This window comes from Neisseria sp. KEM232, assembly GCF_002237445.1.
Lineage (GTDB): Bacteria > Pseudomonadota > Gammaproteobacteria > Burkholderiales > Neisseriaceae > Neisseria.
Window position 1 is genome coordinate 1,264,136 of sequence record NZ_CP022527.1, and the last position, 13,888, is coordinate 1,278,023.

The 13,888-nt window shown below is 62.7% G+C and carries 16 protein-coding genes; 7 read left to right on the forward strand and 9 right to left on the reverse strand.

The genetic code is table 11. The features are described from left to right. Positions 1 to 142 precede the first annotated feature (142 nt). From CGZ77_RS06275 to CGZ77_RS12275, 4 genes are all read left to right on the forward strand, one after another. A complete protein-coding gene (locus CGZ77_RS06275; RefSeq protein ID WP_036495517.1) occupies positions 143 to 661 on the forward strand; it encodes an RDD family protein in 519 nt (172 codons plus the stop codon). An 80-nt stretch (positions 662 to 741) separates the two neighbouring features. Further along, positions 742 to 2,142, forward strand: coding sequence for an MFS transporter (locus CGZ77_RS06280; protein WP_094031031.1), 1,401 nt, complete (start codon positions 742 to 744; stop codon positions 2,140 to 2,142). 117 nt (positions 2,143 to 2,259) lie between these two features. Continuing rightward, a complete protein-coding gene (locus tag CGZ77_RS06285) occupies positions 2,260 to 2,712 on the forward strand; it encodes a DUF4149 domain-containing protein (RefSeq protein ID WP_094031032.1) in 453 nt (150 codons plus the stop codon). 30 nt (positions 2,713 to 2,742) lie between these two features. Then, a complete protein-coding gene (locus CGZ77_RS12275; protein WP_198344873.1) occupies positions 2,743 to 2,943 on the forward strand; it encodes a hypothetical protein in 201 nt (66 codons plus the stop codon). Positions 2,944 to 3,005: 62 nt separating this feature from the next. Here the strand turns inward: CGZ77_RS12275 and CGZ77_RS12770 are convergent, their stop codons facing one another. From CGZ77_RS12770 to CGZ77_RS06325, 9 genes are all read right to left on the reverse strand, one after another. Beyond that, positions 3,006 to 3,383 (reverse strand): hypothetical protein, encoded by a 378-nt coding sequence (locus tag CGZ77_RS12770; protein ID WP_009425714.1) that lies wholly within the window; start codon positions 3,381 to 3,383, stop codon positions 3,006 to 3,008. 33 nt (positions 3,384 to 3,416) lie between these two features. Further along, a complete protein-coding gene (locus CGZ77_RS12775; RefSeq protein WP_369799219.1) occupies positions 3,417 to 3,680 on the reverse strand; it encodes a hypothetical protein in 264 nt (87 codons plus the stop codon). Continuing rightward, the gene (locus CGZ77_RS12780; protein WP_009425712.1) at positions 3,617 to 3,805 is read right to left on the reverse strand and encodes a hypothetical protein; all 189 of its coding nucleotides are present in this window, start codon (positions 3,803 to 3,805) and stop codon (positions 3,617 to 3,619) included. The genes CGZ77_RS12775 and CGZ77_RS12780 overlap by 64 nt, the downstream gene beginning before the upstream one ends. Before the next feature lie 97 nt (positions 3,806 to 3,902). Continuing rightward, positions 3,903 to 4,679, reverse strand: coding sequence for a TatD family hydrolase (locus tag CGZ77_RS06300; protein WP_009425711.1), 777 nt, complete (start codon positions 4,677 to 4,679; stop codon positions 3,903 to 3,905). Between the two features lie 52 nt (positions 4,680 to 4,731). Beyond that, positions 4,732 to 5,118 carry a PilZ domain-containing protein gene (locus tag CGZ77_RS06305; RefSeq protein ID WP_009425710.1) on the reverse strand — a complete coding sequence of 129 codons (387 nt, stop codon included), beginning with the start codon at positions 5,116 to 5,118 and terminating at the stop codon, positions 4,732 to 4,734. Positions 5,119 to 5,134: 16 nt separating this feature from the next. Continuing rightward, positions 5,135 to 6,112 (reverse strand): DNA polymerase III subunit delta', encoded by a 978-nt coding sequence (gene holB / locus CGZ77_RS06310; protein WP_009425709.1) that lies wholly within the window; start codon positions 6,110 to 6,112, stop codon positions 5,135 to 5,137. Positions 6,113 to 6,226: 114 nt separating this feature from the next. Beyond that, complete coding sequence (locus CGZ77_RS06315; protein ID WP_009425708.1) at positions 6,227 to 6,433, reverse strand: (2Fe-2S)-binding protein; 207 nt, start codon at positions 6,431 to 6,433, stop codon at positions 6,227 to 6,229. 292 nt (positions 6,434 to 6,725) lie between these two features. Further along, positions 6,726 to 7,118: a fluoride efflux transporter CrcB gene (crcB, locus tag CGZ77_RS06320; RefSeq protein WP_009425705.1), complete on the reverse strand. Its 393-nt coding sequence runs from the start codon at positions 7,116 to 7,118 to the stop codon at positions 6,726 to 6,728. Then, the gene (locus CGZ77_RS06325; RefSeq protein ID WP_036495804.1) at positions 7,115 to 7,807 is read right to left on the reverse strand and encodes an energy-coupling factor ABC transporter permease; all 693 of its coding nucleotides are present in this window, start codon (positions 7,805 to 7,807) and stop codon (positions 7,115 to 7,117) included. The genes crcB and CGZ77_RS06325 overlap by 4 nt, the downstream gene beginning before the upstream one ends. A gap of 125 nt (positions 7,808 to 7,932) precedes the next feature. Between CGZ77_RS06325 and CGZ77_RS06330 the strand changes: the two genes are divergently transcribed. From CGZ77_RS06330 to CGZ77_RS06340, 3 genes are all read left to right on the forward strand, one after another. Beyond that, positions 7,933 to 11,298 (forward strand): DNA translocase FtsK, encoded by a 3,366-nt coding sequence (locus tag CGZ77_RS06330; RefSeq protein ID WP_094031034.1) that lies wholly within the window; start codon positions 7,933 to 7,935, stop codon positions 11,296 to 11,298. A gap of 320 nt (positions 11,299 to 11,618) precedes the next feature. Then, positions 11,619 to 13,334: an exodeoxyribonuclease V subunit alpha gene (recD, locus tag CGZ77_RS06335; RefSeq protein ID WP_009425701.1), complete on the forward strand. Its 1,716-nt coding sequence runs from the start codon at positions 11,619 to 11,621 to the stop codon at positions 13,332 to 13,334. A gap of 129 nt (positions 13,335 to 13,463) precedes the next feature. Beyond that, complete coding sequence (locus CGZ77_RS06340) at positions 13,464 to 13,862, forward strand: immunity 22 family protein (protein WP_009425700.1); 399 nt, start codon at positions 13,464 to 13,466, stop codon at positions 13,860 to 13,862. The last annotated feature ends 26 nt before the right edge of the window (positions 13,863 to 13,888 follow it).

Below are 13,888 nucleotides of genomic sequence, written 5' to 3' on the forward strand. Positions count from 1 at the left end.
ATCAACGCGGGAATGGCGTTTCTGAAAACCCGCCGTGCAAACAAACCCCCGAGGCCGTCTGAAAGCCTCAAAACGATTTTCAGAAACGTCATTCCCGCGTAGGCGGGAACGGCCTCCCGCTTTATTTGACGGAGAAAAAACCATGTCCCCAACCCCTCTGCCCGCCGCGCCGCTCAAACGCCGTTTTGCCGCGCTGGTGTATGAAAGCCTGCTTATCGGCGCGGTGACCTGCGCCGCCTTTGTGCCCGCAGGCATCATCGCCCTGTTTCTCAACCGCGTCTCGCCGCCGCTCTCCGCGCTTGCCGTGTCGCTGGTGCTGGTTTATGCGTGGTGGCTGTATTTCAAAACCAACTGGCACAAAAAAGGGCAGACGCTGGCGATGCGCGTGTGGCGCATCGGTTTGGCCGACGGCGCGGGCAATCCGCCGCCGCTCGCCCTGCTGCGCCTGCGCTTTATCTGGGCGTGCGTGTTTCTGGTTTTCGTGCCGCTGCTGGCTTATGCCGCGCTGCGTCAGGGCATGGGCGTGCCGCCGAAGGCAGCGTTGGGCGCGGCGCTCTGTTGGTGGATACTGCCGTGGGGTTTTGCCCTGTTTAACGCCGAGCGCCGCTTTCTCTACGATTATCTGGCGGGCACGCGGCTGACGGATGTGAAGGCCGTCTGAAAGCGCGGCTTCAACGAAGTTAAAACAGGCCGTCTGAATGTTTCAGACGGCCTCAAACGCAGATTTGGAAAGGAAACGTCATGGCGCAACCGCAATCGCGTTGGCTGCCAATTTTGCTGGCGGTGTGCATTTTCATGCAGATGCTCGATGCTACGGTGCTGAACACGGCGCTGCCGCAGATGGCGGCCGATTTGCACCAGAGCGCGCTGAATATGCAGTCGGCGGTGATTTCCTACGCGCTGACGCTGGCGCTGTTTATGCCGTTGAGCGGTTATCTGACCGACCGCTACGGCACGAAAAAAGTGTTTTCCGTGTCGATGGCGCTGTTTGTGTTCGGTTCGCTGCTGTGCGCCGCCGCGCCGAATCTGCCGCTTTTGGTGTTCGCGCGGGTGGTGCAGGGTTTGGGCGGGGCGATGATGGTGCCCGTGCCGCGTCTGATTGTGCTGCGGGCGTATGACAAGGCCGAGTTGTTGGAGCGGCTGAACTTTATCGTGATGCCCGCGCTGTTGGGGCCGATAGTCGGGCCGCTGGTGGGCGGCTATCTGGTGGAATATGCCAGCTGGCATTGGGTGTTTCTGATTAACGTGCCCATCGGTTTGGCGGGCATTGCGCTGGCCGCGAAAATCATGCCCGATTTTTACGCGGCCGACGGCGGCAAACCGCATTTCGATTTGATCGGTTTTCTGCTTTTCGGCGCGGCGGCGGTAGGCTTGAGCCTGGCGGTGGAAATGCTGACGCACCCGGGCGCGCGGCTGTTTTCCGCCGTGTGCGCCTCGGGCGGCTTGGCGGCGGGCGCGCTTTATTGGCAGCACGCGCGGCACGACGGCGACGCTGCCCTCTATCCGCCGCGCCTGCGCCTGGTACGCACTTTCCGCTTGGGCATTTTGGGCAATCTGGTGAGCAGGCTGGGCATGGGCGCGATGCCGTTTCTGATGCCGCTTTTGTTGCAGGTGGTGTTTGCCCGCAGTGCCAGCACCGCAGGCTGGACGCTTGCCCCCGTCGCCCTGGCCGCGCTGCTGACCAAGCCGCTGGTCAAGCCCGTGGTGGGGCGTTTCGGCTACCGCACCGTGCTGGTGTGGAATACGCGCATCATCGGCCTGCTGATTATGGCGATGGCGCTGGTGACCGCCTCCACGCCGTTGTGGCTGCTCGTGCCCGCGCTGTTTTGTCTGGGCATGTGCAATTCGCTGCAATATTCGGCAATGAACACGCTGACGCTGGCCGATTTGCGCCCGCAGATGGAAGGCAGCGGCAACAGCCTGATGGCCGTGAACCAGCAGCTTGCCATCGGCTTCGGCATCGCCCTGGGCGCGCTGCTGCTCAATTTTTACGGCGGCGAACTGCGGGGCGATATGCACCGCGCCTTCCGCCTCACTTTCGTGTCCATCGGCGCGGTGACCTTCTGCGCGGGCTGGGTGTTCGCCTTCCTGCACCCGAACGACGGCGGCAATCTGGTGCACGGCGCGGAAAAGGCCGTCTGAAAGCGGGGTTTGAGAAGCCGATCGGGGCGCGAAATGCGGGCAATCGCGCCGTGTCGCAGATGGCGGACGGGTTCTTGTGCTAGTATGCGCCCCGTTTCACACAGAAAGGATAAACGGATGAACCGTCTCACCGCACTCTTGACCGGCATTTGGCTGGGTATGCAGATTATGGCCGGCTATGTTGCCGGCCCGATACTGTTCGAGCAGATCGAACGCCAAACCGCCGGCAATATTGCAGGCACGCTGTTTGCCGTGAACAACTGGTTCGGCATGGCCGCATGGCTCTTGGCCTGGTTTGCCGCAGGCGGCCGGCGCGAACGCGGCTTCGGCCACGGCGGCCGCAGCATCGCGCCGAAATTCATCATCCTGCTGCTGGTGCTGCTGGCGGCCAACCAGTTCCTGTTCGCCCCCGTTATCGCCGCCCATAAAACCGGTGCATCGCATTGGCTGCTGTCGCTGGCGGGCGGCTCGTTCGGTATGTGGCACGGCGTTTCCAGCATCATCTATCTGGTCTGCACCCTGATCGGCGCAGGGCTGCTGCTGCGCTATCTGAGCTTTGCCAAACATTAAGGCTCTTGTCGAAAGGACGTTCCCGCATTGATGCCCAAAGGAGTACGGGCGGGAACGGCTTTTGTATGTTTGAGGCCGTCTGAAAAACCGGTTTTCGGCTTTTCAGACGGCCTCTTTGTTTATGGCCTAGGGGTTGTTGACATTCAGCTTGCGAAGCGGTTTTTTGAGGAAAAATTCGCGGATGCAAGGAAAAAAGCACAGCAAGATTGGACATCTTGCGAGCATTTTTGACGCGGCAGGCGCGGATTTTTACCAGAAACACCGCCGCAAGGCTGATTGTCAACAGCCCCTAGTTAAAGGGGATAATTTTTGGGTGCGAGGTGGCTGCGTTTGCCGCTGTTGTAGGGCATGGCGTATTTTTGATTGGTGTAGCGTTTTTTGCCTGCGCGGCCGCTTAACACGGCTTGGATTTCCCACACGCCGTTTTGTTCGGCAGCGCGGTTGAAGGTGATTTTGGCTTCCAGACTGGTGTGGCTGTTTTGGCAGTGGCGCTTTTCCGCTCCTGTGTATTCGTTGCAGTCGCCATACATGCCGCCGTTGTCGCTGCCCTCATGAATATCGCTGTGGGCAACGCCGTTGTTGTCGGTAAAGATAAAGAACCGTACGGTGTCGGTGACGCCTTGGTTGGTGTAGCCGCTTTGGGCTTGGTAGCCCCAGTTTTGCCTGCCCACCTGTACAAACCGCCATTCCTGCGGGGGTTTGCCCTATGCGCCGATTTCGTTTCTGCCGTGTTGTTTGAGCGCCCATGTGCCGCCTGTTTTTTCCAATACAAAGAGTTCGGCAAGCCCCGGTGCGGCGTGGCCGTCGTCTTTACGTTTTTTGCGGGTGTCGTAGGCGGAGCCTGTGTAGAGCACGTAGCGGGTGGTTTTGCCGTTGCGGTTGACGGTATGCGCGGCGGCGGGCTTCATGCAGTAGGCGAAGTTTTCGGGCTGCTCGTAGCTGCCTTGGGCGGGGCGGTGAGTTGGCACTTTTGCGCGGGCAGGGGGCGGTTGTAGTGCCGCTCGATAAGCTTGCGGACAGTTTCGCCGTCTGTGTCGGGAGCAGCGGCGGCGAAGGCGGGGAGCAGGACGATGGCGAGGAGGGTGTGTTTCATGGTTTTCCTTTGTAACGAGTGGGATGAATCGGTGGCGCAGCCTCGTGGTTTTCCGTTTGTGCCGTTTTTGTGTTTTCACTTCGTTGAAGCTGCGTTTTCAGACGGCCTCACGCGGGATTTTGGCAAACAGGCGGAAGAAGTTTTCTGTGGTGGCTCGGGCGATGTTTTCGAGGGTGTCGCCGCGCAGTTCGGCGACGAATCCGGCGGTGTGGCGCACATAGGCCGGTTCGTTGGGTTTGCCGCGTTTGGGCACGGGGGCGAGGAAGGGGGAGTCGGTTTCCACCAGCATTCTGTCGAGGGGGACGTAGCGGGCGGCTTCTTGGATGGCGGCGGCGTTTTTGAAGGTGACGATGCCGGAGAAGGAGATGTAGAAGCCCAAATCGAGAGCGAGGCGGGCGACGCGCACGTCTTCGGTAAAACAGTGGATAACGCCGGCGTGTGCCTGGTGTTCGCGCAGCAGGCGCATGGTGTCGTCGGCGGCGTCGCGGGTGTGGATGATGAGGGGTAGGCGGCTTTGGTTGGCGGCTTCGATGTGGGTAATGAAGCGGCGGTGCTGCCATTGCAAATCGCCTTTGCACCAGTGGTAGTCGAGGCCGGTTTCGCCGATGGCGGCGACTTTGGGCAGGGCGGCGCGCTCGACGAGTTCTTCAAATGTGAATTCTTCGGCTGCGGGGTCGTCGGGGTGGATGCCGACGCTGGCGTAGATGTTGGCGTGCTCTTGTGCGATGGCGTGCACTTCTTCAAAGCTTTGGCGGCTGACGCTGACGGCCAGGGCGAGGGCGACTTGGTTTTCGGCCATGTTGGCAAGCACTTCGGGCAGGCGGTTGGCGAGGCCGTCGAAATTGAGGTGGCAGTGGGAGTCGATAAGCTGCATGGGAATGTGGGCGTGAAAAGGCCGTCTGAAAGGGTTTCAGACGGCCTGTGTGTTACAGGGTGAAGGTGACGCGGTCGCTTTTGAGGGCGGTGCCGAGCTGTTTTTCAATCAGGTTTTTGGTGGCGATGGAGATTTCGTCTTTGCCGAAGGCAACACCGATGCCGCGCGGGCGAACGGGGGTGGAGCGGGCGAAGTTGATCCAGGCGACGTTGGTGCGCAGGAATTTTTTTTCCTGGCTGTTGCCCAGCGACAGGGCGAGCAGCACTTCGTCGCCGAGGGAGAATTTGTCTTCGGTGGTGACGAACAGGCCGCCGTGCTCCAAGAAGGGGATGTAGCAGTTGTAGAGCGACTGGCGGTCGGGGATGTGCAGGTTGATCATTTTGCCCGGAATAGGGATGTCGGTGGGCTTGCTGAAATCGAAATTGGGGTTGGCTGCCATGATGTTTTCCTATCGGTTATTTGTTCTGCCAGAAATGCAGGTATTCGGTGAGTAAAAATTCGAGCTGCATTTTAACACTTAATGTGTGGCGGCCGTAAGGGACGAGGCTGTTCAGACGGCCTGTGAGGGCGAAGAGGGCGTGCGGCGCGGTGCGTGCGGCAATGGCGGCGGATTGGGCGGCGAAGGCGGGGTAGTAGAGCGGCGGCATGTTCTGCTGCGCCAGTCCGACGTCGAGCAGCCATTTTTGCAGCCAGTCGAGGAACACGGCCAGCGGCAGCTTGTGTTTGTCGAAGGCGGCGGCGTAGTCGAGGGCGGCGATCAGGCGCGGGGCGGACAAGAGTTGCAGCAGTTCGCCGCGCAGGGCGGTTTGTTCTGCGTCGTCGTCGAACAGGGGGGCGCCGCTGTGGAAGGCGAGCAGTTCTTCGGCGTGCTGCGGATGGCGTTCGCGCACATAGGCCAGCGCGGCGGCACGCTCGGGCGAGTGCAGGATGATTTGGCGGCAGCGGCTTTTGACGGTGGGCAGCAGGCGGTCGCGCTCGTGGGAAACCAGCAGGAAAACGACGCCCTCGGGCGGCTCTTCGAGAATTTTCAGCAGGGCGTTGGCCGATTGCGCGTTCATGCTTTCGGCGGGATGAACCAGTACCACGCGCCGCCCGCCGCGTACGGAGGTGAGGCGGACGTGTTCGATTACATCGCGCACGGCGTCGATTTTGATTTGCAGCAGTTTGCGCCCGACGGCTTCGCCTTCGGGGATTTCGGGGGTGAGTTCGTAGAAGTCGGGATGGCTGTTTTGCGCGAACAGGTGGCAGGAGGGGCATTGCCCGCAGGCTTCGTATGCCGCGCCGCTGTTTTCGCACAGCAGGCTTTGGGCGAGGTGGCGGGCGAAGGCTGTTTTGCCGGTGTTTTCCTTGCCGGAGAAGAGCAGGGCGTGCGGCAGCTGCTGCCGGTGTTCTGCGAGGCTGCGCCAGTCGGATTCGTGCCAGGGATAAATCATGTGCGCTCGGGCGGGCGGAAAAAGGAGGCGCATTATAACGGGTTTGCCTGCCTTGTGTCGGGCGCATGGGAAAGGCCGCCTGAACGGTTTCAGACGGCCTCAAAATAAGAAAATTCAGTTGGAAACGTTGATGGCGGCGTTTACTGTGCCGCTTTGCTGGGTGTTGTTGGCGGTGAGGAAGGACGATGCCAGGTCGGTGCAGCAGCCGCAGCAGGTGGCGACCCCCAGCTGGGCTTGCAAATCGCCGAGGGTGCTGGCGCCGGCGGCGACGGTTTCTTTGATTTGGTGGTCGGTAACCGCATTGCAGATGCAGACGAACATGATGGTTTTCCTGTGGTAAGCGTGTCGTTGTTAAATAGGATTAAATTGTGTTCGCGAATATAAATGGAAACGCTTTGTGTTGCAAGCTGTCGGAATGTAAAGGCAGGCGGCTTGAGGCGGAGTGTTTGGCGGGAAACGGTTTTTACTCAACGGCAGCCGCTGCGGCATATGCGGTTTGAAGGCCGTCTGAAACGGCAGGTTTCTGACGGCCTTTTGCGCGGCTGAGGCCGTCTGAAAAGACAGGCGGCCTGCGTTTTTGGCTTTTTTGGCGTTTCGTTTTCGGAAACGTCATTTAACGGGCGGCGAGTTTGACCAGCCACAAGCCCGCCGCTGTGAGCAGGAGCGAGCCTGCGAGGTGGAGGAGGGCGGTGGCGAGGGCGGGGAGGTAGCGCTGCTGTTGCAGCATGGCGACGATTTCGAGGGAGAAGCCGGAGAAGGTGGTGAGGCTGCCGAGCAGGCCGGTGACAAACCACAGCTTCCAGTAGGGCGGCAGGGCGGGGACGAGTTCGGACACGCCCGCCGCGATACCGATCAGCAGTGCACCGATCCAGTTGGCAGCGAGAGTGGCATAGGAGAGGGGTTGGGGCAGGGCGGCGAGCCACAGGCCGAGCAGCCAGCGTGCCGACGCGCCGAGTGCCGCGCCGCAGCAGACAGCCAGAAGTTGGGGCAGGAAAGATGCGTTCACGGTTGGTTTTCAGACGGCCAGATGCTGTTGCTGCGGCGCAGGTAGCGGTTATCGTCGAAGGTAGCCAGAAGATGCGGTTTGAAGGCGACGAACACGGCGGCGAAGAGGCCGGTGAGGAAGGCTTCGCCCCAGCCGAGCAGGAAGAAGACGGGGAAAGACTGCGTGCGCAGGTCGGCATCGGCAAAGGCGGGCGACTGCGACACGAGGGCGAGCACGGCGGCACCCGTTGCCAGCATGCCCAGCGCGGCGGCGAAAAAGCCGTTGACGAAGATATAAAGGAAGAGGTTGGGCGGCAGGAAGCGGCGTTCGGCGAAACGCAAACCGGCCGACACCGCCGCCGCAGGCAGCGTCAGCGCCAGCGCGTTCAGCGGCAGCACCGCCAGATCGGCCGCGCCCGCGTTCAGCAGCATATGCGGCAGCAAAAACAGCGAAACCAGCCACAACACCGCCGGCGCCCCGATCATCAGGCAGCCGAGCGTCACGCCGAGCAGATGGTAGTGCAGGCCGCTGCCCGTGCCCGCGTCCAGCGACCAGAACACGGCGAAAAAACACAAAAGCACGCCGAAAGCCTGCGGCCGGCCGCGCAGCACGCGCAACGCGGGGCGGGCGGCGGCGCACAGGCAGCAAAAGAGGATGAAACAGGCGGCGGCCGCGGGGGCGGCGGCGAACCATTCGGCGTGAAAATCCATGACGGTTTCGGCAGTTGCGGCAAAAAGGGCGCGCATTATAGCCCAAACGCCGCAAAGTTTCTGTCTGCGGCGAAACGCGTTAAAATGCCGCCGTTTACCCAATCTTTACGGAAAGCCGCCAGCCTATGTTTTGGATTGCCGCCAGCCTGTTTCTGCTCGCCGCCCTCGCCGCCCTGCTCGGCTGGCGCTTCTACCTCGACCGCGAATGGCAGCGCGAACTGCGCTACTACAACCGCCACGAAGGGGAGAGGCCGTCTGAAAACGGCAGCGGCGGCCGCACGGCCAAAGCGCTTTACGGCGCCGCCCCCAATCTGAACAACAGCCGCAGCCGCAGCCGCGCCGCCGACGAAAGCCGCGCCGTGTACGAGCGCACGGTGGAGAAGCTGCGCGAAGTTTCGCCCAAACGCTACCGCCGCCTCAACGCCGCCGCGCAGTCCGAAGAAGAAGGCGGGCGCCGTTTTGACGATTTGCCGATTTTCTCCGCCGCCCGCGAAGAGTCGGACGACACTGTTTTTCAGACGGCCTCCGTGTCCGAGGAGCAGCCCCCTCGGCAAAGCGAACCGACGGGGAGAACGGCAGCACAGCGGCCGTCTGAAAACCCTGTTGCCTCGTCGGATACGGACGCAGCGGAGCAGGCGGAACAGGCTGCGGCAGACGCTCAGGCCGAATCCGCAGAGCGCGAGCGCCTCGTTTCCCCGCCCGAAGATGAAGACCCGCCCCCGCACGCGCCCGCGCCTGACGCGGAAGTGATTACCGACGCCGAAATCGGCCGTTTCAAACGCAAAACCGTGCAGGAAATCATTGACGAAACCTTCGCCCACACCCACAGCGGCGGCCTGCCCGAAGACGAAGACGGCGCGGCCGCAGACGGCCTGATTGCCCCGCCCGAAGACGAAGACCCGCCGCCGCACGCGCCCGCACCCGACGCGCCCGTCATCACCGAGGCCGAAGTGGAACGCTTCAAACGCGAGCCCGCCGAAGCCATCATCGAAAAAATCAGCCCCGAACCCGAAGCCGAAACCGTGCGGCGGCCGCCACCCGACGCCGAAGTCATTACCCTCGACGACATCCGCCGCATTCAGTCCGCCGCGCAAAACCGCCGCCGCAGCCAAGCGATGCAGTCCGCCGCCGTGCGGCACGACGAAGCCTCGCTGCGCGGCACGCAGGAGCGCGCCCTGCTGCGCCGCATCGAGCGCGACAACCAAGTGTTCGCGCAGGGCATCGCCACGCCGCCCGTGCACAGGCCGTCTGAAAACACGGAATACGAAGCCGCCCGCCGCACGGGGCGCGAAGTGCAGACCATAGGCGAGGGCGACATCCGCAGCAACCTGCTGCGCGGGCAGTCGGCACGCCGCCGCCCCACGGCCGATATGCTGCAAACCATGCGCCCGCACACCATCGCCGACGACGAAGTGCTGGCCAACCTGTCGCGCCGCGAAGGCAGCCCGCGCCGCCTGCGCCGCGTCAGCACGATAGAAAACGCCAGCATCCTGCCCGTTGCCGCCCGCGTGTCGGCCTACGGCGGCGAAGTGGTGAAACTGCAGGCCTCGCGGCCGAAAGCGGGCAGCGCTTTGGACAACCGTTTCGCACCCTATCCGCCGCGCAAGCGCGCCGAAGTGCCGCCGCCCGACGCCACCGTGGTCGAGCCGCCCGCCGTACCCGACACGCCGCCCTTCGGCATCGACGTGCCGCCGCCCGCGTCGGTGGCCTTTTCCGCCGAAATGCTGCCGCAGCGCGAACTCGAAGAAGAGAGGCCGTCTGAAAACCCGTATGCCGCGTTTGCCGATGCCTTTGCCGAGCCGCAGGACGCACAGGAAGGCGCTTGGGCAAACGAAGTGGATTGGGACGAGCCGCAATGGGACGAAGCGCCGCAGAGGCCGTCTGAAAACGCGCAAGACGCCTACGGAAACGGTGAAACGCACGAACAGGACGCCTACACGCACGAACCCGCGCCGCACGGGGACGAAACGCCTTTTTTCCCCGATGAGGGCGGCGCCTACCCGCTGCCCGGCCTGAACCTGCTGCACGCGCCCAGCTACAATCCCGCTGCCGCGCAAAGCGAAGAGGCGCTGCTGGAAAACAGCATTACCATCGAAGAAAAGCTGGCCGAGTTCAAAGTAAAAGTGAAAGTGCTCGACGCCTACGCCGGGCCGGTGATTACCCGTTACGAAATCGAGCCCGACGTGGGCGTGCGCGGCAACGCGGTGATGAATCTGGAAAAAGACCTCGCCCGCTCGCTGGGCGTGGCCTCCATCCGCGTGGTCGAAACCATCCCCGGCAAAACCTGCATGGGCTTGGAACTGCCCAATCCGAAACGCCAGATGATACGCCTGAGCGAAATTTTCGATTCGCCCGCGTTCGCCGAATCGCCCTCCAAGCTCACGCTCGCGCTGGGGCAGGACATCACCGGCCAGCCCGTCGTCACCGACCTTGCCCGCGCGCCGCACCTCCTGGTGGCCGGTACGACCGGTTCGGGCAAATCCGTGGGCGTGAACGCCATGATTCTGTCGATGCTGTTCAAGGCCACACCCGACGACGTGCGCATGATTATGATCGACCCGAAAATGCTGGAGCTGAGCATTTACGAAGGCATCCCGCACCTGCTCGCGCCGGTGGTAACCGACATGCGCCTGGCCGCCAACGCGCTGACCTGGTGTGTGAACGAAATGGAAAAACGCTACCGCCTGATGAGCCATTTGGGCGTACGCAACCTCGCGGGCTACAACCAGAAAATACGCGAAGAGGCCGCATACGGCCGCAAAATCGGCAACCCCTTCAGCCTCACGCCCGACAATCCCGAACCGTTGGAAAAACTGCCGTTTATCGTCGTGGTGGTGGACGAATTTGCCGACCTCATGATGACGGCGGGCAAGAAAATCGAAGAATTGATCGCCCGCATCACACAGAAGGCGCGCGCGGCGGGCATCCACCTGATTTTGGCCACCCAGCGGCCGAGCGTGGACGTGATTACCGGCCTGATTAAAGCCAATATTCCGACCCGCATCGCCTTTCAAGTGTCGAGCAAAATCGACAGCCGCACCATTCTCGACCAAATGGGTGCGGAAAACCTGCTCGGTCAGGGCGACATGCTGTTCCTGCCGCCCGGCACGGGCTACCCGCAGCGCGTGCACGGCGCGTTTGCCTCCGACGAAGAAGTGCACGGCGTGGTGGAATACCTCAAACAGTTCGGCGATCCCGCCTACGTCGAAGACATCCTCACCGGCGGCGTCGGCAGCGACGACCTCTTCTCCAACGCCAACGAAGGCCGCAGCAACGAAGGCGGCAGCGATCCGCTCTACGACGAAGCCGTGTCCTGCGTGATCAAAACCGGCAAGGCCACCATCTCCTCCGTGCAGCGTTATTTGAAAATCGGCTACAACCGCGCCGCCAACCTGATCGAACAAATGGAAGCCGACGGCATCATCTCTGCCGCCGATGCCTCGGGCAAACGCACCGTCCTCGCCCGCGACAGCAGCCATTTGGACGGATAAACCAGCTCCCGCTGGCACCGCTTCGGGGTGTAAATGCGGTAACAAGGTTTTTGAAAACGCAGCTTCAACGAAGGCAAAAGGCCGTCTGAAACAGAGTTTCAGACGGCCTTTAAAGTTGGGAAACCGCGTGCGTCGCGGGGCGGAAAAAACCTATTGCATACAGGCCGCGCCTGCCCGTTTTCGCTGTCGTCAGTATACCGTCGGGTTTTGCCGTTTGACGGTTTTCCAAGCTGATTCGCCGCGGGCATACCGTTTCAGACGGCCTTTTCCCCGCCCGCCGCTATATAATCGCCGCTTTCGTCCAATCCTTCCCGACTGCCATGTCCGACAACGAATTCCGCAACGCCGCCGCCGATGCTGCGCTCGACGTGCTGCAACGCCTGTTTCCCGAAGCCGCCGCCGTGTGCGCGCCTTTTCTGCCGCGCCTGTTTTCCGCCCTCGACGACGGTCACAGTTTTATTTGGCTGAACGACGCGGAGGCCGAAGCGCTTGATAGCGCCGCGCCGCTGGCCGACGGCACGGGCAGGGGGCCGCTGGTGTTGCGCGGGCGGCGGCTGTTTCTCGGACGCCTGTGGCAGCTGGAAAACGATTTGGCGGGCGAAATCCGCCGCCTCGCCGCCGCGCCCGCCGCGCCTGCCGATATGCGGGCGGCGGCGGAAAACCTCGGCCTGTGGTTTGACGGTGCGGGCAGCGAAGGGCAGCAGGCCGCCGCCGCGCTGGCGCTGCTGCAAAACTTTATGCTGATTACCGGCGGGCCGGGCACGGGCAAAACCACCACCGTCGCCAAGCTGCTCGCCCTTTTGTGTTCGGGCGCCGACTCTCTGCCGCGCATCGCGCTGGCCGCGCCGACGGGCAAGGCGGCGGCGCATATGGGCAACGCGCTGCACGCGGCGCTCGGCCGTTTCCCGCTTTCAGACGGCCTCAAAGAGCGGTTGTCTGCCCTCGAAGGGCAAACCGTCCACCGCCTGCTGAAACTGCGTCCGCCGCAGATGCGGCCGCAGTTTGACGCCGCCCGCCCGCTGCCGCTGGATATTTTGGTGGTGGACGAAGCCTCGATGCTCGATCTGGCGCTGATGCTCGATCTGCTGCGCGCCGTGCCCGACGGTTGCCGCGTGATTCTGTTGGGCGACGAAAACCAGCTTCCTTCCGTCGGCGCGGGTGCGGTGCTGGCGGCGCTGGCGCGGCCGACCGTGCTCGATGCCGACACCGCAGGCCGTCTGAAAACCCTGCTGCCCGATGCCGCAGAGCGTTTTCAGACGGCCTCAAACGCGCCGCCCCTGTCGGCCAATACCGCCCGCCTCACCGTCAGCCACCGCTTCGGCGAACACAGCGGTTTGGGCGCGCTGGCGCGGGCGGTGTGCGCGGGCGATGCGGCGGGAGCGGAAGACGCCTTCGCCCGTTTCCCCGAAGAATTGTCGTTTGCCGATGGCGGCGCCGAACGTTTGGCGGAGCGTTTCTGCCGCACGCAGGCGGCGTTTTGGCAGGCGGCCGATGCCGCCGATCCTGCCGCCGCTTTTGCCTGCCAGAGCCGCCTCACCGTGCTGGCCGCGCGGCGCGGCGACGCCGAACGTTTTAACGAAGCCTGCCGCCGCATTCTGCTGCGCGAAGGGCGCGCGCGCGAAGACAGGGCGTGGTTTGCCGGACAAATCCTGATGGTGGAGCGCAACGATTACGCGATGGGGCTGTTTAACGGCGACATCGGCATTGTGATGCCCGACCCGCACGGCTCGGACGGCCTGTCGGTGCGGTTTCCCGCAGGCGGCGGTTTCCGCAGCGTGCCGCTCAGCCGCCTGCCCGCGCACAGCAGCGCGTTTGCCGTGACCGTGCACAAAAGCCAGGGCTCGGAATACGGCGAAGTGTGGCTGCTCGCGCCCGAAGGCGGCGGAGAGGGTTTCAACCGTTCCCTGCTGTACACCGCCGTCACCCGCGCGCGCGAACGCTTTGTATACGCAGGCAGCCGCGAATCCTTCGCCGCCGCCTGCGCCAACGCCGAAACCCGCCGCACCGCCCTGCGCGAATTTTTGGCGGCAGGGTAGGGTCTGTTGACTGTTTTTCTGTATTAAAGGCCGTCTGAAAAGTCTTTTGCCGTTGAAGCTGCGCTTTCAGAAACGTCATTCCCGTGTAGGCAGGAACGGCCTCCGTCCACCCCAAACTAGGAAAATTCCATGAACGAAGAATACAGATACGCCGACCGTTTCAACACCGTCCACCTTTGGTTGGGCATGTTTGTCGGCACACAGGAAGAGTACGAACGCTATTTCGGGCAGGACGACCTGAACGAAGGCGAAATCTGCCCTTTCTGCCGCGACATCGGCCTGAATGCCGAATATGACGAAGACTACATAGGCATCATTCCCCTGTCCGCCCGCACCGTCCCGCTTGACGAGCTGCTGTCCGAAGCCGCCGTAGACGCAGACGCCCTGGACGCCGTGCGGCAGAAATGCCGCGCACTCGGCCTGTGCGAAGGCAACGCCGTCTTGTGGTATTCTGACCCCGAGCTGAATATCGACGCCGGCAAAAGCTACAACGGCCTGCACTACATCGGCGAATTTCCCGGCGACTGACCTCCCTTTTCTCCAATCTGCGACAC